The following is an 18,427-nucleotide window of genomic DNA, read 5'->3' on the forward strand; positions in this document are numbered from 1 at the left end:
GAAGTATAGTAGCAATGCGTTTATATAGATTCTAATGAATAGTTTAGTTTTGGTTTATACAACTTTTTCAAATTTTGAAGAAGCTAAAACTGTTTCTGAAGAATTGTTAAACGAGAAATTAATTGTATGTGTCAATATATTTCCCGAAGTGAATTCTCTGTATTTATGGGAAGGTAAAATTAGTAATAGTTGTGAAGTAGTAGCAATTATGAAGAGCAAAAATGATCAAGTTGATAAAATTGTAGAAAAAATCGAAGCAATGCATTCTTATGATCAGCCAGCTATTGCTGTGATGTCCATAGAAAAAGCAAATAAATCTTTTACTAATTGGGCTAATAGTGTTATTGATGTAAGTAGTATTGGGGTGTAGCCAAGTGGTAAGGCAGCGGTTTTTGATACCGCCACGCGAAGGTTCGAATCCTTCCACCCCAGCCATGTTGAAGTGGGTGTAAAATGATATCACTTTTCTATAGATTAAGATTATTAAATTATATATTAGGTAGTCTAAAAGATATAACTGTGAAACTGTTTCTCTTCACAATGTATCTTTATATATCCAGCATTATGCTCATGTTTCTCAGCAATGGTTTTTGGTATGCTGTAGAATTTGGCTCTTTCAAAAATGCGTTTTACCGTTTGTTTCAATATTGCAAGTGGTATTATGAAAACAGGGAAGATCTCGGTTACGGAATTTCTATTCGAATATTAGTGGCGTTTCTTACTCCGCATTTTCTCTATAAGTTGTTCCTTAGCACAGGCTGGAAGTCCTTTTTAAAGGAAAAGATAGTGCAGATACTCAAGTTCATAATCACAAGAAGAAAAAAGGGTAGTGAGTTCAGTAACAGTAGTAAACCAAGTAGCAGTAGTTATAGTGATAAGAATAATTACAGCAATAACAGTGGTAACAATGAGCATCATGCTCAAGATGCAGAGCGGAAAGTAAACATGATAAAGCAGCTATTAGTCAAAGATATAGAGAAAACTATAGATAGGAGATTGCATGATATTTTTTTCGGTAAAAGGAGTAAACCTCATTGAGTATATAAAAAGGCTTTATCTAGTAAGGCTTTTTAAGATTGGCTGTATTTTGTTTTTTACGTATACCGGATCACAATCAGCCAATATACATGTGTGCACAAAATCTTGACTAAAGTCTGACAACCAAGAAATTGCTTTACGTTTTTCCACCAAGCTTTCTGTTTTTTTACAGTTACTTGCTGCATCAGTCATTGCCTGTGCTATCACTGATTTCCACAGTATACAGTACCGTTGTATATCATCTGACGTACTGTTTGCTTCGTAATGGTGAAAAAATTCTTTGAAATTGAAGTTGTTTGACATGATGATACCTCTTTGGATTGAAATTTGAAATGATTTGAGTTTATGTCGCCACAGCAGATCCCGCTAACAAGTAGCGGAATGACGAGTTACTATACCGCCGCGAACCGTCATACCGCCGCGGTATCTCTAGATCCCGCTAATAAGCAGCGGGATGACAGCAGTCCTACGTCATACTGCCGCGGTATCTCGGCCGCTAACAAGCAGCGGGATGACAGCAGTCCTACGTCATACCGCCGCGGTATCTCAGCCGCTAGCACGTAGCGGGATGACGATTGTCAGGCCAGCGCCCCATAAGTGTTGAAAGTAACACAAAAAAGACATAAAGAACTATTATTGCAAGAAAAAGGAGGCAATAATGGATCAAATAGAAAGAGTACTAAATTTAATAAAAGATGAGGATTTAGAAAGGCTAGGAAAATTAAGTGAAGTAGATAAATGTAATACTAAATTGTTGGGCAAGATTATATTTAAAGGTCTAATGAAGTTAATATTAATGGGGCAAAAAACAAGCCTAAGAGCGCTAGAAATGGTAATAAACAGGTGTATAATGGATAAGAATAGCGATAAAAGTACAGTAACATACAGTGGTTTGTCAAAAAGGTTAAAAGTTATAAATCCAGAATATTTTAAGGGAGTATATATTGATTTGATGAGCAAGATTAAAAAGCTATTACCCCAAAAAACATCAAATAACTTACATAAGTTTGATTCGACGATCATAAATTTATCGGGATATCTCATAAAAGATGGGCTAAAAATAGGCGGTAAAAGTAACGACAGTCAAGTTAAAGTGAGTGTAGGATTAAAGGATCAATTGCCGACAAGTATAAGATTTTGTAAAGGACAAGAAGAAAGTAGTGAAGATATAGCATTAGTGAGAGCAATTAATGAAGCTAAAGTTGAAAAAGAGGATATTTTATTATTTGATAGAGGAATCAGAAAAGTTGGAACTTTTGCCGAATTTGATGAAAAGGAGTACAAATTTATCACAAGAGTTAAAGTAGGAAGAAAACATGATGTTATAAGCAGGAACAAAGTTATAAGAGAACAAAAATCGGATGGATCAGAGATTTTAGAAGATATAATAGTTAATCTTTATCGTGCACGAGGTAAAGTGGCAATGATCTACGGCTAATAAAAATCAGAAATAAAATTGGAGATGAAATATGGTTTTTGACAAACTTGTTTGAAATGCCAGCTTATGAAGTAACAGAGCTATATAGGCGCAGATGGGATATAGAAGTGTTCTTTAAATTTATAAAGCAAAATCTTGGATATAAGCACTTTTTAAGCCATACTATGAATGGCATGAAGGTGTATATTTACATGATCTGCTTTGTTATTTCTTGTTTATAAAATCAAAAATAATCTACATGGGTTCAAAATAGCATTACTGCAATTCACATTGGATCTAAATGACTCTTTTATACGTTCGATTGTTTTACTGTCGGGAGGTAATTTACATGCCGTTGATCATCTCATATCACGTTATTTTTGATACTTTCAACACTTATGGGGCACTGGGATGACACCTTCCTGCCCAGTTCATGTTAGCTATAAATACTAAGAAATTTACCAAATGAAAAAAAAGGCAAAAGAAGCCCCGTGGTTATTATCCGCTTTAAAATATTGGCGTTTTTTATGTTTTAAACGCTTGACAAGCGAGATTAAGCTGCTTTTAATTGCAACTAACCTACGCTGCAAATGTTTAAGAAATTTACCAAGCAGAAAAAAAGGCAAAGAAACCCCGAGTTAGCTAGTCCTTTACTATCTTTGTCGAGTATTGGCATTTTTTGATGTCTTGTAACGCTTTATAAGCGCGTTCAGCTTATTTAGATAAAAATCTAGATGTAGATGAAGTTTTGTAAAGACATACAGTATCTATATACTGCAAAAAATTGAACATAAGACGCCGATACATTAAGTAATCCTTACCTTTTAATCTGCAGATTGGCGAAAGCAAATACAATAGCTTCAGTTTCATGATAAGGGGGCTGGCGGAGTTTGTCAAGGAAGTTTTTCGTTTCTGCGGGCTACTGAATAACGGCTACAATGTTTGTACAGCTATGTACATAGCGCTGAAACCCAAAAAAAGAACCAAGTAGCCTTGGCTACTTGGATAACAAAAGGTAATGCAAGAAATCTATTGGCTCTCGTATACCTTAGTGAAACTTAACAAGTTTATCTATAGTTTTAGTGATGATTCTTGGAGTATCCGGAGAAACTGCTGAGCTCAGCCTATTTAACCGCTCTATAGCAAATTCGCTGTTCTCATTTGTTATGAAATCACATAAAATATTTTCTATATCCTTAGTAACACTTTCATGCTTCCTCAGAGGATGATTATGTGGATACCTATTGATGGTTCTGATGCTAGAATACTCAACAAAAGCTTGATCCTTAAAAGCAAGTTGTCTCAATTTCTCTTTGAATTTTCCTTCTTCCTCTTTTGCTAAAAGGCGGGACTTTATCAGTGATTTTATAATCAAATTTATAGCTTGATGTATTTCAGAATGCACTATAACTTTAATAGTATTTTCCTCTACTATACAATCATAAATACTTTTTTCGCTCTTTAATGACTCTATAAGCGTTCTGCTATTTTGTGAATTCAATTCCAAATTCTCTTCACTCATAGGAGTTATTATAAAGGTATTCTTATTTACTCTGATGTTAAATTGTGAAAATCCTTCAGAAAAGGAAAATGCTACATCCTTAGATTCAAGTGCGTGATTGCATGCAGAAAAAAGGGTATGTGCTATAACATTGCTGGGCACCTTCATTCCATGTTTACTCAGGTGGTTCAATACATTTTCAACCTCATGATATGTAAAGTCTGTATCTTTTAGCAATTCAACAACTTCTATGCCGTTGTGCTGCTTATACTCTATTCTCACTTCTTCTGTAAAAAGTGTTTTAGCTGCTATATGTTTATCAAGCACTGTGAAAATCTTGATGAAATTCTCTAAATCTTGTTTGTTAACTAATTCGATACTAATTAAGTTTCTGCTAATAATTGAAATATTTTTTGTCATTTTTTCCCACTAAAAAAACTCACTAAATGAATTGTATTTTTAATTCATTAAGAATTGTTTAAAGTGAGCATACTAGCTTTTCACTCGTGCATTACATGACAATGAAAGCGAGATAAAAATTATATAAAATCATCGCGTAGTACAACGCCTTCTTCATATTCGTCATTGCTACTTGTGTAGGTTGTGACATCAATGTGATTGTCATTATTATTTAGCATATCATCCAACTTTCCTTCTTTTTCAAGATCCATCAATTTGTCACACCCCCCAATGTGCTTATCGTTGATAAAAATCTGTGGAACTGTTCTAACGTTATACTTTGATTTTATGTCGTTAAATAGATCTGAGTTTTTGAGCACATCGATTTCTTCATATCTCACACCTTTTTTATCCAGCAACTCTTTTGCTTTTTTGCAGAATGGGCAGTGCTGCTTTACATATATTATAACTTTTCCTTTAGTATTTTTCACAATTTATCTCCGTAGCTTACTAAAATATAGTTATTATATATAAGAAACATGTAAAAACATCAAATTGTATGAAAATTATTTATAATTGTGAGCAAGGGATAGAAAATAATATAGCACTGACCTTCGGAAATCTCGATGGCATTCATTTAGGACATGAATTTGCAATTTCCACTCTAAAGAAGGTAGCACAAGAAAGAGGATTACCCTCCGCAGTTTTAACTTTTGAGCCTCACCCATCAACTGTTTTATTTGGTAGAAACAATTTTAGGTTAATAGACCAAGAACAAAAAAAGGAACTGATCAGCAGCTATGGTATAGATTACTTGTATATTATTAATTTTAATAGAGGTTTTTCTGAGGTTAGCTGCGATGACTTTATCAGTAAGATTTTAATAGATAAATATGGCGCTAAACACATAATTGTCGGAGAAAATTGCACTTTTGGTCATAAACGATTGGGTGATATATTAACTCTAGAGAAATATTCTGAAACATATGGATACTCTTTGACTAAATTAGAGCCATTAATAATTGACGGCAAAATTTGCTCTTCTTCTTCAATAAGGGAGTATGTACAGAGGGGCGAAATAGAAATTGCTAATAAATTGCTCGGCAGACCTTATCAAGTTTCTGGTGTTGTGACAAAAGGTGCATGTAGAGGTAGAGAAATAGGATTTCCAACCATAAATATTCCTATAGAAGATTGCATGATAAAACCAAAATTTGGTACATATTACGCTAAAGTGATGTTTTCTGATAATAACCCAAATTGGTTATATGGAGTAGTCAATATTGGTATGAGACCTACATTTAAGGATCTGAAAAAGCCCATAATAGAAATGCACATATTCGATTTTGATGAAGACGTATATAATCATAAAGTCAACATACAACTTTTAAAATTCATAAGGTCAGAAAAAAAATTCCATAGTATTGAGGAGTTAACAAAACAGATAAATTATGATATACTTAAAGTTTGTAGGTTACAGGCAAATTTATGAAAAAGTTATGCTTAATTGTTATATTAATTATAGTATTGATTGACCAAACGAGCAAATCGTACATAAACTCATTGATTGATGAAGGAGAATCAATTGAGATCACTAGCTTTATAAAGCTAGTTGAAGTTTGGAATTCAGGTATTAGTTTTGGAATGTGTAGCGCTTTACCACATGGCGGTTTCTTTTTTTCAGCAGTTTCAATACTAATAATTGGTATACTTGCATACTTGATATACAAGTCTGATGATCAGTCAACTTACCTTGGTTTTTCTCTGATGATTGGTGGAGCAATCGGAAACGTAGTTGACAGGATCTACTGGGGAGCTGTATATGATTTCATATATTTTCATATTGATGATTGGTATTGGCCAGCCTTTAATTTAGCAGATTTATCTATAGTTTGTGGAATGTTTACATTGCTATATAAGTGGTATATATACGATATGCTTATTTCTAAACAAAATGAGGAATAAAATAATTATGTTTACATAATGTTGACATCGCTATATAAGTGGTATACATATGATATGTTTATTTTCAAACAACAATGAGGAATAAAATAATTGTTTTTATATTAGGTCGAAATAATGCTTCATAAGTTTTTTAGTTTTCTTATACTACCTGTACTTTTTTTTACTTGCTCAATTTCTTTGAAGGCTTTGAGCATAGAGCACGACATAAAACATGCTAAACTCAGTAATGGACTAGATGTTTATGTTGTTCCTAATCATCGGATTCCAGCCGTTTTACATGCAGTAATATACAAAGTTGGGGGAATGGATGATCCAATCGGCAAAGCAGGATTGGCTCACTACTTTGAACACTTAATGTTTAAAACTACAGGAAAGTTTAAAGACATAGAAGCCACTATGAGTAGCATTGGGGCTAAATTTAACGCGTTTACCACTAAAGAATATACCTGTTATTATGAGTTGGTCCCCAAAAAAGATTTACCACTGGCAATGGAAGTTGAAGCAGATAGAATGGGCAGCTTTAATGTTACTCAAGACAAAATAGATAGAGAAAAAAACATCGTATTAGAAGAAAGAAAGATGAGATTTGATAACCAACCTCATAACTTGTTATGGGAAGAAATGGATAGTGCATTTTACCGTACTGGCTATGGTAGATCTGTTATTGGCTGGGAGAGCGATATCAAAACTTACAATCAGGATGACATAACGAGGTTTCATAATAACTATTATCACCCCGGCAATGCAATATTACTGATTGTGGGTGATGTGGAATTTGATGAAGTAGTGAAATTAGCAGAAGAAAAATATGGCGAAATTAAAGCTAAGCCTGTAATGAGACATTACCCAAATCAGGATCCAGTGCATAATGCAGGTTTATCGGTGATTTTAGAGAGCACTGAAGTAAAAGAACCAGTTTTATATTTTCGTTATCGTGTTCCTTTATTTGAGCACATAAATGAAGCCTCTGCTGCTCATTTAGCGGTTGACATTTTAGGTGGCGGCAAATCCAGCAAACTGTATAAAGATTTGGTTTTAGATAAAGATGTGGCAGTATCAGTGTTTGCTTATTATAATAGCCTAGCTTTTAGTGATGGCTACATTGATATTATGATAATTCCAAAAAGTGGCGCTAATTTAGATATTGTTGAAAGAGAGTTAGATAATACTATTAATGGCTTCGTATCTAAAGGGGTGACGAGCGAGGAATTACAAAGCTCAAAATATAGATACAAAGCAGCACAGTTTGATAATCTATCTGACTTAACTCATATAGCAATGTTTTATGTGCCGCACCTAGCACTTGGCATTCCACTTGATGAAATAGATATTTCATATAGCAAGATTAATGATGTCAATCTAGAGGATGTAAATAATAAAATCCGTGCTATTTTTTCTGCTAATAAGTTAATTGGTCGTTTATTACCAAAAGGAGATAATAATGAGAATAAGTAAAATTATATTTCTATTTTTTTTCTGTCTAGGCTTTAATTTACAAGCAAGTGGTAACCTAAATATAGAGGAGGTCACCACCCGTAAAGGATTTAAGTTTTTATTTGTAGAAAATCATGATTTGCCAAAAGTTTCACTCAATATATCGTTCAAAGATGCAGGTTACGTGTATGAGAATGCGGAAAAACAAGGGCTTACTTGGTTTACTTCTTCTGTAATTCAAGAAGGGGCAGGAAAAAATGATGCCAAAGATTTTGCGAAAAAGCTTGAAGATAAAGGGATTAGTTTAAATTTTATTGCTGATTTAGAAGCATTTAGGGTTTCATTAAATACTTTGTCTGACAATCTAGAGGAAGCAATTTCATTACTGAGCGATACTATAATGCGTCCTAAAGTTGACCCTGAAGGGTTGAATAGAGTTTTCGAGAAAGCCAAAGTTGATTTTAATAATCTTGAAAAAAATCCTTTTTTTGTTGCTGAAAAAGAATTGGGAACGTTGTTATTTAAAAAGCACCCTTACTCAAAAAGTGAATATGGAACTCTTGATACTATAACAAATATTACTAGAGACGATGTTTTAACATACATAAAGCGCAATTTTGCTAAAGATAACATAGTTATCAGTGTTGCTGGTTGTGCAAAAAAAGAAGAAATTATTACGCTATTAGATAAATATTTATCTAAATTGCCGTCAAAAAGATCAAAAGTTAGAAAAATACCTGTAAAAAATAATTTTGGTTCTGCAGAAAGTAAGAATATTTTTATGGATATACCACAGAGTGTGATACTTTTTGCTCAAAAAGGTATAGCTTATGAAGATCCTAATTATTATAACGCTCGTGTCTTAATTGATGCACTTGGTGGCATGAGGCTGAATTCAATATTAATGACAGAACTGAGGCAAAACTTGGGTATTACTTATGGTGTTTATGCAATGATTATTCCCAATAAACATGGGAACATTATAGCTGGAAGTATTAATACTGATAGTTCTACTGCTGACAAAGCTATATCAGCAGTAAAAGATACATTTAGCAGAATAAGAAAGGAGGGAATTGACGAACAATTGTTCAAGGATGCAAAAATTGGCTTGGTAAATAATCTTGTCCTTTTCCTGTCCAATAACACAAATACAGCAATGCTGCTCGATAATATGCAGATAAATGATCGTGATGTTAACCGTATAAATAATCATGCGAATATCATTAATGATGTTAAATTAGAGGAAGTAAACGAACTGGCAAGTTCTTTACTGGAACCCGAAAATTTATTTTTTGTTGAAGTTGGAAAAAACACTCAAAGTCAATAATGAATACTTTCTGCTATTGATCTTACTGCTTCTACATAACACTTATGCTCCTCAGCTAGAATGCGTTCTGAAAGGCTTTGAATATCATCAGCTGGTAACACTGGCACAGCAGCTTGAGCAATTATGGCTCCAGCATCAACTTCAGGAGTGACATAATGTACAGTACAACCTGTAATTTTTACACCTGCTTTTAGAGCTTGCTCTTGAGCGTTTAGACCTTTAAAAGACGGAAGTAAAGAGGGATGAATATTTATAACCTTGTTATGCCATTTACTCAGAAAATCAGCTTTGAGAATTCTCATAAACCCTGCAAGGCAAATTAAATCAACCTTATGTTGAACAAGTATTTTGTGAATTTTATCAGCATCAAGTGGTTTATTATTAACAACAAACGCTGGGATTCCTGCTTGCTCTGCTGTTTTCAGACCAGCAGCTTCGCTATTATTTGTGATAACACATGCAACTTCTGCGGGAAAATTCTGATCTTGACATGCTTCTATCAAGGCCTGCATATTTGATCCCCTGCCTGAAATTAGTATTCCGAGTTTTATCTTTTTCATTGTAGCACAGTTAATTTAAAATTTAGTTAATACTAACAAAACAGCTCAAAAGGAAAACTTATTTTATAGCAAAGAAGGCAGACTAAACTCTTTATATAAGTGGACCTCTAATTTTGGACCTCACTGGACAACACAAAAATAACGAATAGCCCCATGTATCCAGCTTAAACTAGCTTTAATGCTTAGATATTGTGCTATTTTTGTATAATATACCACTATAAGTATATATTTTTGTAATCGCGTTATTATTTATTTAACAAAGTATTAGTATAATTTATTACACTGGATTAAATGGAGAAAGTTCAATGAGTAAATTACCGAACAATGCAAAAATAGGTAAATCTCAGGTTACTCAGTGGGAGGTAATAAAAAATTGTGAATATGCTGATAATTGCTTGTCAAAAATAGTAACTTTGTACGTTATTAGAATAACTCAGCTATCAGATTTTTATACGAGTGACGAACCTGAAATTAACACTGTTTTAGCAAGAATAAGCGTGACAAGTGAAAATGTATTTTTAAACAAGGCTACTACTATTGAAGTTATGGAAGGTATTTTTCCGTATAAATTTAACAGCAAGAAGAGAAATAACATATTAAGGTTAGAAGATTTATATAATTATTTATGTTCTATTGTTAATAATAGCCTTCCAAAAGAAATGCTTGAAAGTCTTGTAAGGGAATATAAGGATGCTGTTAACTTATTTAAAGCAATTACTTAACTGAACGTAGTATTTTTAAGATTCTACTTTCTATTTCAGAAATGCCACTTTCAAGATCTTTATCTATCAAACACATGGTAGACAAATACGTTTTTTGCTTGCTTTCAACATTGATAGTTAAAGTTCCGGGAGTGATTGTAACTGAACTAGCAAATAATGCAATGCTTTCATCATTATGCCCTTTGCATTTTCTTAGGATAATGATCGGTTCAAGCTTAGATTTGAGTTGTAGCACCTTTTTTGTTACATAAACACTTGATAAAATGATTTGGTACATTAACCATGGTATATAACTCACGAGCTTATAAAACGACAGTCTACTCGTACCATTTAAAATCTGACTCAGAGCGCTTTCAGCGTTTATCAACCGTCTAAAGATAAACAATGTGAATATAGAGGAAAACACTCCACAAAAAATAAAGAACGGCTCAAAATAACCAGACAGTATAATCCATAGAACAAATAAAGTTATAAACGACAGAGAAAAAAATTTGATTTCCTTCCTAAAGTTGAGGTTTTTCATAGTCTGTAATATAACTTAAATGACTCTTTAAGGAAAGATAATAACGAATATTTAGGTTCTTGACTTCTATGTTAAAAGATATAACAACTAAGTTATGCATTTTAAGTGAGGAAGTTATGAAATATGACGAATTTATGGGAATATTAAAAGAAATAGATAGCCTTTTAGATTTGAGCAAGGACAATATAGTTAAAAAAATAAAAGCTGAGTTACAAAAAAAAGATTCAGGTTTATGTCAAGAGTGGGAAAAGAGTAACCCTGACAACGATAGTAGACCTAACATAGATCACAAATTCACTATATCTCGTGATCAAAATTATGGGGAAGTCACATTGTTGCATCTTGCTTCTTATGGGAACTGTGCAAAGGTAGCAAAAGCTCTGATTGAAAACGGGGCAGATGTTAATACAGAATATGATAATAAAATTACTTCTTTACATATTGCTGTTCACTATGGCCACAAAGATATAGTAGACATTCTAATCGCAGAAGGAGCAAAGGTTAATGCAGAAGATGATAAAGGATGTACTCCTTTACATATTGCTGCTACACATGGCTACGAAAAGATAGTACAAGCTCTATCAAAAGCAAAAGGAATCAACGTTGATGCAAAAAATAGTAATGGATGGGCTCCTTTACATATTGCTGCTACAAATGGCTACGAAGGTGTAGTAAAAATTCTAATCGCAGAAGAAGCAAAGGTTGATGTACAAGGTAGTAGTGAGTATACTCCTTTGCATTTTGCTGCTAAAAATGGCCACGAAGATGTAGTAAAAACTCTAATTGCAAACAAAGCAAATGTTAATGCAGAAGATGATAAAGGATGGGCCCCTTTACATATTGCTGCTGAAAAGGGCCACGAAAAGATAGTACAAGCTCTATTAAAAGCAGAAAGAATCAACGTTGATGAAAAAAATAGTGATGGATGGACTCCTTTACATATTGCTGTTATACATGGCCACGAAAAGATAGTACAAGCTCTATCAAAAGCAAAAGGAATCAACGTTGATGAAAAAAATAGTGATGGATGGGCTCCTTTACATATTGCTGCTACAAATGGCTACGAAGGTGTAGTAAAAATTCTAATCGCAGAAGAAGCAAATGTTGATGTACAAGGTAGTGGTGGGTGTACTCCTTTACATTTTGCTGCCAAAAAGGACTGCAAAGATGTAGTAGAAACTCTAATTGCAAAAGGAGCAAAGGTTAATGCAGAAGATAATTATGAACGTACTCCTTTGCATTTTGCTGCTTACTATGGCCATACAAATGTAGTAAGCATTCTAATCGCAGAAGGAGCAGAGGTTAATGCAAAAAGTAATGATGGATATACTTCTTTGCATGTTGCTGCTGAAAAGGGCCACGAAGATGTAGTAGAAACTCTAATTGCAAAAGGAGCAAAGGTTAATGCAGAAGATAATGATAGATGTACTCCTTTACATCATGCTGCTGAAAAGGGCCACGAAGATGTAGTAAACATTCTAATCGCAAAAAGAGCAGAGGTTAATGCAAACAATGGTGATAGACGTACTCCTTTACATCTTGCTGCTAAAAATGGCAAGATAAAAGTGGTGGAAGCTCTGCTAGAAGCTGGAGCAGACCCTTCATTAAAAGATGTTGATGAAAAAACGCCAAGAGACCTTACTAAAGATCAAGGTATAATTCAGCTTGTAGAGGAAGCGGAAAAAAAACAAACGTTAAAAAATGAGAATAAAAAAACGCCAAAGGATCTTACTGAAAATAAAGATGCAATACAGCTCCCAGAGAAAAAGGAAGAAAAACAGGTTGGAAAAAATGCAATTGTAAAAGGTGTTATTGTGTGTTTTGTAACTGCGGTGATAGTTGGTGCTACACTTGCACTTACTACCGCCCTATCTGTGCTAGCAATAATTGGGCTAGTTGCAGGATCTGCGCTCATAGTTGGTGCTGGTCAATATATAATGTCAAAGCCTAAAACTGAAATGAAAGGAGTAAAGCAGGAACTTGTACCTGGAAAGGCAAAAAAAGCACTTACTTGATTTTTGTTATCCTGTTGCTATCAGACTAGCCTGGCACCTTATATTTATTGGAATAATTGTTTTGTTATGAATTAAGTCAAAAATTCTGTAATATATTGAAGCTTAAAGATATCTTTAGATATGGAAGTTATTGCAGAAAATAGGAAAGCAAGGTTTGAATATTTCATCTTAGAAGAATTTGAAGCGGGTATGGTCTTATTAAGCAGTGAAGTTAAATCGCTAAGAGAAAGAAAAGTAAATATTTCCGACGCTTACGTTATCGAAAGAAATAGTGAAATATGGCTGCATAATATGCACATTGCAGAATATAAAGCTGCGAACAAAAAAAATCATAAGCCAAAAAGGGAACGTAAATTACTCTTGCATAAAAAGGAGATAAACAAACTAATTGGTCAAATCAAGACTGCTGGGATAACTGTTGTGCCGCTTTCGATCTATTTTAATGATAAAGGATTTGCAAAAACTAAAATTGCCATTGTAAAAGGAAAAAAACTCTACGATAAGAGAGCAACCATAAAACAGAGAGAGTGGGATCGTGAAAAAAGTAGATTGTCTAAGAATAATTTGTAGCAAAATATGTCTTTAAATCCAGTAATTTTCAGCATCGGTCCTGTTTCTATATATTGGTATTCCTTAGCCTACGTTTTGGGTATAGTGTTTGCATATTGGTATTTACATAAGCTAGACGACCAAAAAATATTTACTAAGAATTTTTACGATTCGTTATTAATAGCCACTATTGTAGGTATTATCCTTGGAGGCAGACTTGGCTACGTATTGATATATGATCCAGTTCTTTATATAAGCAACCCTATCGAGATATTGAAAACCTGGGAAGGAGGGATGTCATTTCATGGTGGTGCTATAGGAGTTTTGCTTGCAGTAATAATTTCGTGTAAAAGACATAATATCCCTACATTTTATGCACTGGACCTAATTTCTTGCGGAGTTCCCATAGGTTTATTTTTAGGTCGCATAGGCAATTTTATAAACGGAGAGTTATTTGGCAGAGTTACAACTATGCCATGGGGTATGGTATTTCCAGAGAGTGGTGATAATTTGCTGCGTCATCCAAGCCAGCTTTATGAGGCATTTTTTGAAGGACCGCTACTTTTCGCAGTTGTAAATTCACTGTTTTTCTTGACTAGAATAAGACTGTATCACGGTGCGTTAACTGGTATTGCAGTTATGTGGTATGGAATAGCACGTTTTTTCGTTGAGTTTTTTCGCGAACCAGACTATCAAATTGGCTATTTGTGGCTTGATTTAACTATGGGGCAGTTGCTTTCTATACCTATGGTTTTGCTGGGAATGCTTGTATATCTAGGCGCATTAAATTTAAAATTTAATACGAAATCTGTTACATAGAGGAAAGGTGAGTTTAATAGAAAAATGTAGCCAGAAACCCTACATCATGCACAATTGTACGAATTTTCTGCGTTGTAGTAGAATAAATGTGAGATCCGGTGTCATTCCAGCGCGTAACGCTAGGCCATAAAAATTCCTTGACAAACTTCGCCAGCCCTCTTATCATGATAGTGAAGCTATTGTATTTGCTTTCGCCAATCTGCAGATTAAAAGGTAAGGATTACTTAATGTATCGGCGTCTTATGTTCAATTTTTTGCAGTATATAGATACTGTATGTCTTTACAAAACTTCATCTACATCTAGATTTTTATCTAAATAAGCTGAACGCGCTTATAAAGCGTTACAAGACATCAAAAAATGCCAATACTCGACAGAGATAGTAAAAGACTAGCTAACTCGGGGATTCTTTGTCTTTTTTTCTGCTTAGTAAATTTCTTAAACATTTGCAGCGTAAGTTAGTTGCAATTAAAAGCAGCTGAATTTCGCTTGTCAAGCGTTTAAAACATAAAAAACGCCAATATTTTAAAGCGGATAATAACCACGGGGCTTCTCTTGCCTTTTTTTTCGTTTGGTAAATTTCTTAAATATTTATAGCTAACATGAAGCTAAGTACGAACTTTGTTAAACACAACAAATGGTGTCATCCAAGTAGCTGACACTGGGATCCAGCCTTTATTATGCAGCCACTTGGTTGAAATTAAGTCTTCTGGATCCCAGTGTCAAGCACTGGGATGACAAGAAGAGGGCACTGGGATGACACCGAAGGAGCTACTGGAATGACACCGAAGGAGCTACTGGGATGACAGGGGAAGCTGACAATCATCATACCGCTACTTGTTAGCGGCTAAGAGATACCGCGGCGGTATGACGGTGTAGATGATGGTTAAGTATCCCGCTACTTGTTAGCGGCTAAGAGATACCGTGACGGTATGACGTAGATTGCTGTCATTCCAGTGCTTGGCACTGGAATCCAGCCTTTATTATGCAGCCACTTGGTTGAAATTAAGTCTTCTGGATCCCAGTGTCAAGCACTGGGATGACAAGAAGAGGGCACTGGGATGACACCGAAGGAGCTACTGGGATGACAGGGGAAGCTGACAATCATCATACCGCTACTTGTTAGCGGCTAAGAGATACCGCGGCGGTATGACGGTGTAGATGATGGTTAAGTATCCCGCTACTTGTTAGCGGCTAAGAAATACCGTGACGGTATGACGTAGATTGCTGTCATTCCAGTGCTTGGCACTGGAATCCAGCCTTTATTATGCAGCCACTTGGTTGAAATTAAGTCTTCTGGATCCCAGTGCCAAGCACTGGGATGACAAGAAGAGGGCACTGGGATGACATCTTTCAACATTATATCATGGACAAAATAAACTTTCTAAAATTCATTGAACTGTGCTTTCAAACGGTGGTGCCGGGGTGTGAGTATAATGATTATCAGTATATGAAAGTCATAGCAGACAGACTTGAAGCGGCAAATGTTGGCAAAATGTGTCAAGGAAGTTTTTCGTTTCTATGAGCTACTTGGCTCTCTGTTATAATGTTCGTTTGCTTGACCTAAGATCCAGGAGTATTTAAACTGAACTCTATATAGTGTTAAAAATGATAGGAAATCTAAGCGGAATAGTTGATGAAGTGCGCAGCGATCACATAATCCTGAATGTGAATGATGTTGGCTATATGGTGTATCTTTCAGCCAAAACTTTAAGTGCTTGTGCAATTGGAAGTAGAATCAAATTACTTATCGAAACCCATGCAAATAACAGAGAAAACACTACTCAGCTATATGGTTTTATAAGCAAAGAAGAACAACAGTGCTTGAGATTGCTAGTTAAAGTAAGCGGCGTTAGCTATAAAACTGCAATGTCAATTTTGAGTAAATTAACTCCAGAACAGCTATTTTTGGCAATTATGAATGAAGATAAAGTAGCACTCAAGATGAGTGGCCTTGGCCTGAAACTCATAAATCGAATCATCACTGAATTAAGTGGCAAAGTGAGTAAATTAGAAATAAATAACAACAATTTTCATCCAATCAATGAAGATGCCCTTTCAGCATTGATCAATCTTGGGTATGAAAAAATGAAAGCTTATGATACGATAAAAAAAATACAAGACGAATCGCCAAATCTGGATACTAAGGATATTATTCGCATAGCGCTTAAGGAGCTCTCAACATTATGAAATCAATATCGTGCGATAAAGAATATACTGAAGATGCACGCAATATCAACATCAGACCTGAACAACTTGATGATTTTGTCGGACAAAAAGACTTAATACAAAATTTAAAAGTGTTTATAAATGCTGCAAAGACGAGAACTGAAGCTTTAGATCACGTTTTATTATATGGTCCTCCAGGACTTGGCAAAACAACTTTAGCGCAAATTGTCTCTAAAGAGTTAAGGGTCAGCTTTCGCGCAACTTCTGGTCCTTTACTTAGTAAAGCTGGGGACTTGGCTGCAGTGCTTACCACTTTAAATGCAAAAGATGTTCTATTTATCGACGAAATCCATAGATTAAATCGCAGCATCGAAGAAGTTTTATATACTGCTATGGAAGATTTTTGCTTGGACATATTAGTAGGTGAAGGTCCATCTACTCGCACTTTAAGGATAGATCTACCACCATTTACGCTAATCGGAGCAACTACACGGCTTGGATTACTTTCTGCGCCACTCAGAGATCGTTTTGGCATTCCTTTGCATCTTGAGTTTTATTCTTTTGAGGAGCTAGTCGATATTATAAAAAGAGGCGCAAGAGTTCTTTCTGCTGAAATTGAAGAGGGTGCCGCGCGGGAAATTGCCTGCCGTGCGCGCGGCACTCCAAGAATTGCTTTGAGGTTACTCAGAAGAATAAGGGATTTTGTTGAAGTGAAAGATGATAAAAAAATCACTTATGAAGTCGCCGATTCTGTATTGCTAAAATTGGGTGTAGATAAAATGGGACTTAATAAACTTGATATGCATTATCTAAGATTTTTATTCAACACCTCAGGACCTGTTGGAATTGACACTATATCTATTGCACTATCTGAGGATGTTGGCAATATTGAAGAAACAGTAGAACCTTATTTAATCAAAATTAGTTTTGTAAAGCGTACACCAAGAGGACGCGTTCTAACCGACCAAGCAAAGGAGTATTTGAGCTTTCAACATTAAACATCATAATTTATATTGATTAATCGGCATGATATCTATATGCTAACATTTATATATTAAGAATAATGGAGACATATATGTTAACTAATAGCACTGAAACTGTATCTTTGATTGGAACTTCTTCTAATTTAAATATCAGTCCTTCTGATAATAATCCAATTTCGGATACTAAAAATGTACCTAGATCAACAATTGAAACTTCTCCTGATCAAAGTGTAAGTGATGATTCTTATGCAGTGGAAAAAGGACTTCCTGATAATGCGCCCAAACTTGCACCAGGCGAGAGGCCGTTTACAGGTACCAAAGATACACGTGACTGTAGTAAAGTTATAGATCTTGATGATGAAGAAACAAGACGTAAATTCTTTTCTGCTGCTAAAACTGACAAAGAAGGACAAAATGAGCATAGGGGTAAGTATGTTGTAGGCAAAGTTCTTGACGAAGTTATTAGTGAAGTAAAGAAACATTTTCCTCACTATAAAGCAGTAAATCTTAGAACAGGTAGAAAGCCAGGTAAGCCTGAACTTACTGCAAGAGTTATGCTAGACAATATACAAGAAGGGATAAATATAGCTAAATTTTTAAATAGTGATGTGTGCAAACAATATAACGTAAAAGCATTTACATTGTTACTACCTCCAAGCGAAAAAAGAGGGATACGTCTCCGAATTGACGAACATGGAACAAAAATTTACGAAGTGGCAAATGGGTCATATGAGATGACTCTGAAGTGGCATGTTGAAGGAAAGGAATGTAATATTAAAATTAACATTTATGATAATGGCTCCGTAGAACTTATTGAGAGTAACGGTGTTACTAAAGAGCAATTGGCTGCAAATAATCTAAAAATAGGAAGGCAATATGAAGCAAAGCCTTTACATGAAGCGTTAGTATCACAATTGCCACAAACACAATTACAACAAGGCTCTGAAGTAGTAAAAGTTTTGCCACAATCTTCACAAGTGCAACAGATGTGAGCATAACGCGAAAACA

General features: G+C 34.7%; 23 protein-coding genes and 1 tRNA gene. 17 read left to right on the forward strand and 7 right to left on the reverse strand.

Features of this window, described 5'->3' with window-relative positions; translation table 11 throughout:
- Nucleotides 1-34: 34 nt before the first annotated feature.
- The 3 genes from cutA (at nt 35) to OPR43_RS07080 (ending at nt 1,038) form a co-directional block, all read left to right on the forward strand.
- Nucleotides 35-370 carry a divalent-cation tolerance protein CutA gene (cutA, locus tag OPR43_RS07070; RefSeq protein WP_265034671.1) on the forward strand — a complete coding sequence of 112 codons (336 nt, stop codon included), beginning with the start codon at nt 35-37 and terminating at the stop codon, nt 368-370.
- Nucleotides 361-435: transfer RNA gene (locus OPR43_RS07075), tRNA-Gln, on the forward strand. Before cutA ends, OPR43_RS07075 begins: the two co-directional genes overlap by 10 nt.
- An 18-nt stretch (nt 436-453) precedes the next feature.
- Nucleotides 454-1,038 (forward strand): hypothetical protein, encoded by a 585-nt coding sequence (locus OPR43_RS07080; RefSeq protein ID WP_320157463.1) that lies wholly within the window; start codon nt 454-456, stop codon nt 1,036-1,038.
- A gap of 15 nt (nt 1,039-1,053) precedes the next feature.
- On the opposite strand, the gene OPR43_RS07085 is transcribed toward OPR43_RS07080, so the two are convergent.
- Complete coding sequence (locus tag OPR43_RS07085) at nt 1,054-1,341, reverse strand: hypothetical protein (protein WP_265025998.1); 288 nt, start codon at nt 1,339-1,341, stop codon at nt 1,054-1,056.
- 78 nt (nt 1,342-1,419) lie between these two features.
- Between OPR43_RS07085 and OPR43_RS07090 the strand changes: the two genes are divergently transcribed.
- From OPR43_RS07090 to OPR43_RS08285, 3 genes are all read left to right on the forward strand, one after another.
- The gene (locus OPR43_RS07090; RefSeq protein ID WP_265034673.1) at nt 1,420-1,602 is read left to right on the forward strand and encodes a hypothetical protein; all 183 of its coding nucleotides are present in this window, start codon (nt 1,420-1,422) and stop codon (nt 1,600-1,602) included.
- Nucleotides 1,603-1,696: 94 nt separating this feature from the next.
- Nucleotides 1,697-2,476 carry a hypothetical protein gene (locus OPR43_RS07095; RefSeq protein WP_265034540.1) on the forward strand — a complete coding sequence of 260 codons (780 nt, stop codon included), beginning with the start codon at nt 1,697-1,699 and terminating at the stop codon, nt 2,474-2,476.
- 5 nt (nt 2,477-2,481) lie between these two features.
- Nucleotides 2,482-2,697, forward strand: a complete 216-nt coding sequence (locus OPR43_RS08285) for a transposase (protein WP_406832901.1) — start codon at nt 2,482-2,484, stop codon at nt 2,695-2,697.
- 806 nt (nt 2,698-3,503) lie between these two features.
- On the opposite strand, the gene OPR43_RS07100 is transcribed toward OPR43_RS08285, so the two are convergent.
- Both OPR43_RS07100 and grxC read right to left on the reverse strand, forming a co-directional pair.
- On the reverse strand, nt 3,504-4,376 hold the full coding sequence (locus OPR43_RS07100; RefSeq protein WP_265034674.1) for a hypothetical protein: 873 nt from the start codon (nt 4,374-4,376) through the stop codon (nt 3,504-3,506).
- 119 nt (nt 4,377-4,495) lie between these two features.
- A complete protein-coding gene (grxC, locus tag OPR43_RS07105) occupies nt 4,496-4,846 on the reverse strand; it encodes a glutaredoxin 3 (RefSeq protein WP_265034675.1) in 351 nt (116 codons plus the stop codon).
- A gap of 68 nt (nt 4,847-4,914) precedes the next feature.
- On the opposite strand from grxC, the gene ribF reads away from it, so the two are divergent.
- The 4 genes from ribF (at nt 4,915) to OPR43_RS07125 (ending at nt 9,081) form a co-directional block, all read left to right on the forward strand.
- A complete protein-coding gene (ribF, locus tag OPR43_RS07110) occupies nt 4,915-5,847 on the forward strand; it encodes a riboflavin biosynthesis protein RibF (RefSeq protein ID WP_265034676.1) in 933 nt (310 codons plus the stop codon).
- Entirely contained in the window at nt 5,844-6,320 is a 477-nt protein-coding gene (gene lspA, locus OPR43_RS07115) for a signal peptidase II (RefSeq protein ID WP_265034677.1), read from the forward strand. Before ribF ends, lspA begins: the two co-directional genes overlap by 4 nt.
- Nucleotides 6,321-6,434: 114 nt before the next feature.
- Nucleotides 6,435-7,775 carry a M16 family metallopeptidase gene (locus tag OPR43_RS07120; RefSeq protein WP_265034678.1) on the forward strand — a complete coding sequence of 447 codons (1,341 nt, stop codon included), beginning with the start codon at nt 6,435-6,437 and terminating at the stop codon, nt 7,773-7,775.
- Complete coding sequence (locus OPR43_RS07125; protein ID WP_265034679.1) at nt 7,762-9,081, forward strand: M16 family metallopeptidase; 1,320 nt, start codon at nt 7,762-7,764, stop codon at nt 9,079-9,081. The genes OPR43_RS07120 and OPR43_RS07125 overlap by 14 nt, the downstream gene beginning before the upstream one ends.
- Here OPR43_RS07125 and purN read toward each other — a convergent pair.
- Nucleotides 9,075-9,641: a phosphoribosylglycinamide formyltransferase gene (gene purN / locus OPR43_RS07130; protein ID WP_265026218.1), complete on the reverse strand. Its 567-nt coding sequence runs from the start codon at nt 9,639-9,641 to the stop codon at nt 9,075-9,077. The genes OPR43_RS07125 and purN overlap by 7 nt on opposite strands.
- A gap of 305 nt (nt 9,642-9,946) precedes the next feature.
- Between purN and OPR43_RS07135 the strand changes: the two genes are divergently transcribed.
- Nucleotides 9,947-10,363 (forward strand): hypothetical protein, encoded by a 417-nt coding sequence (locus OPR43_RS07135; RefSeq protein ID WP_006279382.1) that lies wholly within the window; start codon nt 9,947-9,949, stop codon nt 10,361-10,363.
- On the opposite strand, the gene OPR43_RS07140 is transcribed toward OPR43_RS07135, so the two are convergent.
- Nucleotides 10,356-10,886 (reverse strand): Na+/H+ antiporter subunit E, encoded by a 531-nt coding sequence (locus tag OPR43_RS07140; protein ID WP_265034680.1) that lies wholly within the window; start codon nt 10,884-10,886, stop codon nt 10,356-10,358. The two genes, OPR43_RS07135 and OPR43_RS07140, sit on opposite strands and share 8 nt — an antisense overlap.
- Nucleotides 10,887-10,954: 68 nt before the next feature.
- On the opposite strand from OPR43_RS07140, the gene OPR43_RS07145 reads away from it, so the two are divergent.
- From OPR43_RS07145 to lgt, 3 genes are all read left to right on the forward strand, one after another.
- Complete coding sequence (locus OPR43_RS07145) at nt 10,955-12,901, forward strand: ankyrin repeat domain-containing protein (protein ID WP_265034681.1); 1,947 nt, start codon at nt 10,955-10,957, stop codon at nt 12,899-12,901.
- Between the two features lie 120 nt (nt 12,902-13,021).
- Complete coding sequence (smpB, locus tag OPR43_RS07150; RefSeq protein WP_265034682.1) at nt 13,022-13,471, forward strand: SsrA-binding protein SmpB; 450 nt, start codon at nt 13,022-13,024, stop codon at nt 13,469-13,471.
- 6 nt (nt 13,472-13,477) lie between these two features.
- Complete coding sequence (gene lgt, locus OPR43_RS07155; protein WP_265026223.1) at nt 13,478-14,269, forward strand: prolipoprotein diacylglyceryl transferase; 792 nt, start codon at nt 13,478-13,480, stop codon at nt 14,267-14,269.
- 698 nt (nt 14,270-14,967) lie between these two features.
- On the opposite strand, the gene OPR43_RS07165 is transcribed toward lgt, so the two are convergent.
- Together OPR43_RS07165 and OPR43_RS07175 are read right to left on the reverse strand one after the other, a co-directional pair.
- The gene (locus OPR43_RS07165) at nt 14,968-15,096 is read right to left on the reverse strand and encodes a hypothetical protein (protein WP_265034683.1); all 129 of its coding nucleotides are present in this window, start codon (nt 15,094-15,096) and stop codon (nt 14,968-14,970) included.
- Nucleotides 15,097-15,447: 351 nt separating this feature from the next.
- Nucleotides 15,448-15,627: a WPE palindromic element domain-containing protein gene (locus OPR43_RS07175; protein ID WP_265034684.1), complete on the reverse strand. Its 180-nt coding sequence runs from the start codon at nt 15,625-15,627 to the stop codon at nt 15,448-15,450.
- A 248-nt stretch (nt 15,628-15,875) separates the two neighbouring features.
- On the opposite strand from OPR43_RS07175, the gene ruvA reads away from it, so the two are divergent.
- The 3 genes from ruvA (at nt 15,876) to OPR43_RS07190 (ending at nt 18,411) form a co-directional block, all read left to right on the forward strand.
- A complete protein-coding gene (ruvA, locus tag OPR43_RS07180; RefSeq protein WP_265034685.1) occupies nt 15,876-16,457 on the forward strand; it encodes a Holliday junction branch migration protein RuvA in 582 nt (193 codons plus the stop codon).
- Nucleotides 16,454-17,434 carry a Holliday junction branch migration DNA helicase RuvB gene (ruvB, locus tag OPR43_RS07185; protein WP_265026228.1) on the forward strand — a complete coding sequence of 327 codons (981 nt, stop codon included), beginning with the start codon at nt 16,454-16,456 and terminating at the stop codon, nt 17,432-17,434. Before ruvA ends, ruvB begins: the two co-directional genes overlap by 4 nt.
- Before the next feature lie 77 nt (nt 17,435-17,511).
- Entirely contained in the window at nt 17,512-18,411 is a 900-nt protein-coding gene (locus OPR43_RS07190) for a hypothetical protein (protein ID WP_265034686.1), read from the forward strand.
- The last annotated feature ends 16 nt before the right edge of the window (nt 18,412-18,427 follow it).

The organism is Wolbachia endosymbiont (group A) of Apoderus coryli (assembly GCF_947251615.1).
Taxonomy (GTDB): Bacteria; Pseudomonadota; Alphaproteobacteria; order Rickettsiales; family Anaplasmataceae; genus Wolbachia.

Excerpts from the sequence above, each read along its gene's own strand:
- cutA (WP_265034671.1), top strand. The coding sequence starts at position 35 with ATGAATAGTTTAGTTTTGGTTTATACAACTTTTTCAAATTTTGAAGAA.
- OPR43_RS07080 (WP_320157463.1), top strand. The coding sequence starts at position 454 with ATGATATCACTTTTCTATAGATTAAGATTATTAAATTATATATTAGGT.
- OPR43_RS07085 (WP_265025998.1), bottom strand. The coding sequence starts at position 1,341 with ATGTCAAACAACTTCAATTTCAAAGAATTTTTTCACCATTACGAAGCA.
- OPR43_RS07090 (WP_265034673.1), top strand. The coding sequence starts at position 1,420 with ATGACGAGTTACTATACCGCCGCGAACCGTCATACCGCCGCGGTATCT.
- OPR43_RS07095 (WP_265034540.1), top strand. The coding sequence starts at position 1,697 with ATGGATCAAATAGAAAGAGTACTAAATTTAATAAAAGATGAGGATTTA.
- OPR43_RS07100 (WP_265034674.1), bottom strand. The coding sequence starts at position 4,376 with ATGACAAAAAATATTTCAATTATTAGCAGAAACTTAATTAGTATCGAA.
- ribF (WP_265034676.1), top strand. The coding sequence starts at position 4,915 with ATGAAAATTATTTATAATTGTGAGCAAGGGATAGAAAATAATATAGCA.
- lspA (WP_265034677.1), top strand. The coding sequence starts at position 5,844 with ATGAAAAAGTTATGCTTAATTGTTATATTAATTATAGTATTGATTGAC.
- OPR43_RS07120 (WP_265034678.1), top strand. The coding sequence starts at position 6,435 with ATGCTTCATAAGTTTTTTAGTTTTCTTATACTACCTGTACTTTTTTTT.
- OPR43_RS07125 (WP_265034679.1), top strand. The coding sequence starts at position 7,762 with ATGAGAATAAGTAAAATTATATTTCTATTTTTTTTCTGTCTAGGCTTT.
- purN (WP_265026218.1), bottom strand. The coding sequence starts at position 9,641 with ATGAAAAAGATAAAACTCGGAATACTAATTTCAGGCAGGGGATCAAAT.
- OPR43_RS07135 (WP_006279382.1), top strand. The coding sequence starts at position 9,947 with ATGAGTAAATTACCGAACAATGCAAAAATAGGTAAATCTCAGGTTACT.
- OPR43_RS07140 (WP_265034680.1), bottom strand. The coding sequence starts at position 10,886 with ATGAAAAACCTCAACTTTAGGAAGGAAATCAAATTTTTTTCTCTGTCG.
- OPR43_RS07145 (WP_265034681.1), top strand. The coding sequence starts at position 10,955 with ATGTTAAAAGATATAACAACTAAGTTATGCATTTTAAGTGAGGAAGTT.
- smpB (WP_265034682.1), top strand. The coding sequence starts at position 13,022 with ATGGAAGTTATTGCAGAAAATAGGAAAGCAAGGTTTGAATATTTCATC.
- lgt (WP_265026223.1), top strand. The coding sequence starts at position 13,478 with ATGTCTTTAAATCCAGTAATTTTCAGCATCGGTCCTGTTTCTATATAT.
- OPR43_RS07165 (WP_265034683.1), bottom strand. The coding sequence starts at position 15,096 with ATGATGATTGTCAGCTTCCCCTGTCATCCCAGTAGCTCCTTCGGTGTC.
- OPR43_RS07175 (WP_265034684.1), bottom strand. The coding sequence starts at position 15,627 with ATGTTGAAAGATGTCATCCCAGTGCCCTCTTCTTGTCATCCCAGTGCT.
- ruvA (WP_265034685.1), top strand. The coding sequence starts at position 15,876 with ATGATAGGAAATCTAAGCGGAATAGTTGATGAAGTGCGCAGCGATCAC.
- ruvB (WP_265026228.1), top strand. The coding sequence starts at position 16,454 with ATGAAATCAATATCGTGCGATAAAGAATATACTGAAGATGCACGCAAT.
- OPR43_RS07190 (WP_265034686.1), top strand. The coding sequence starts at position 17,512 with ATGTTAACTAATAGCACTGAAACTGTATCTTTGATTGGAACTTCTTCT.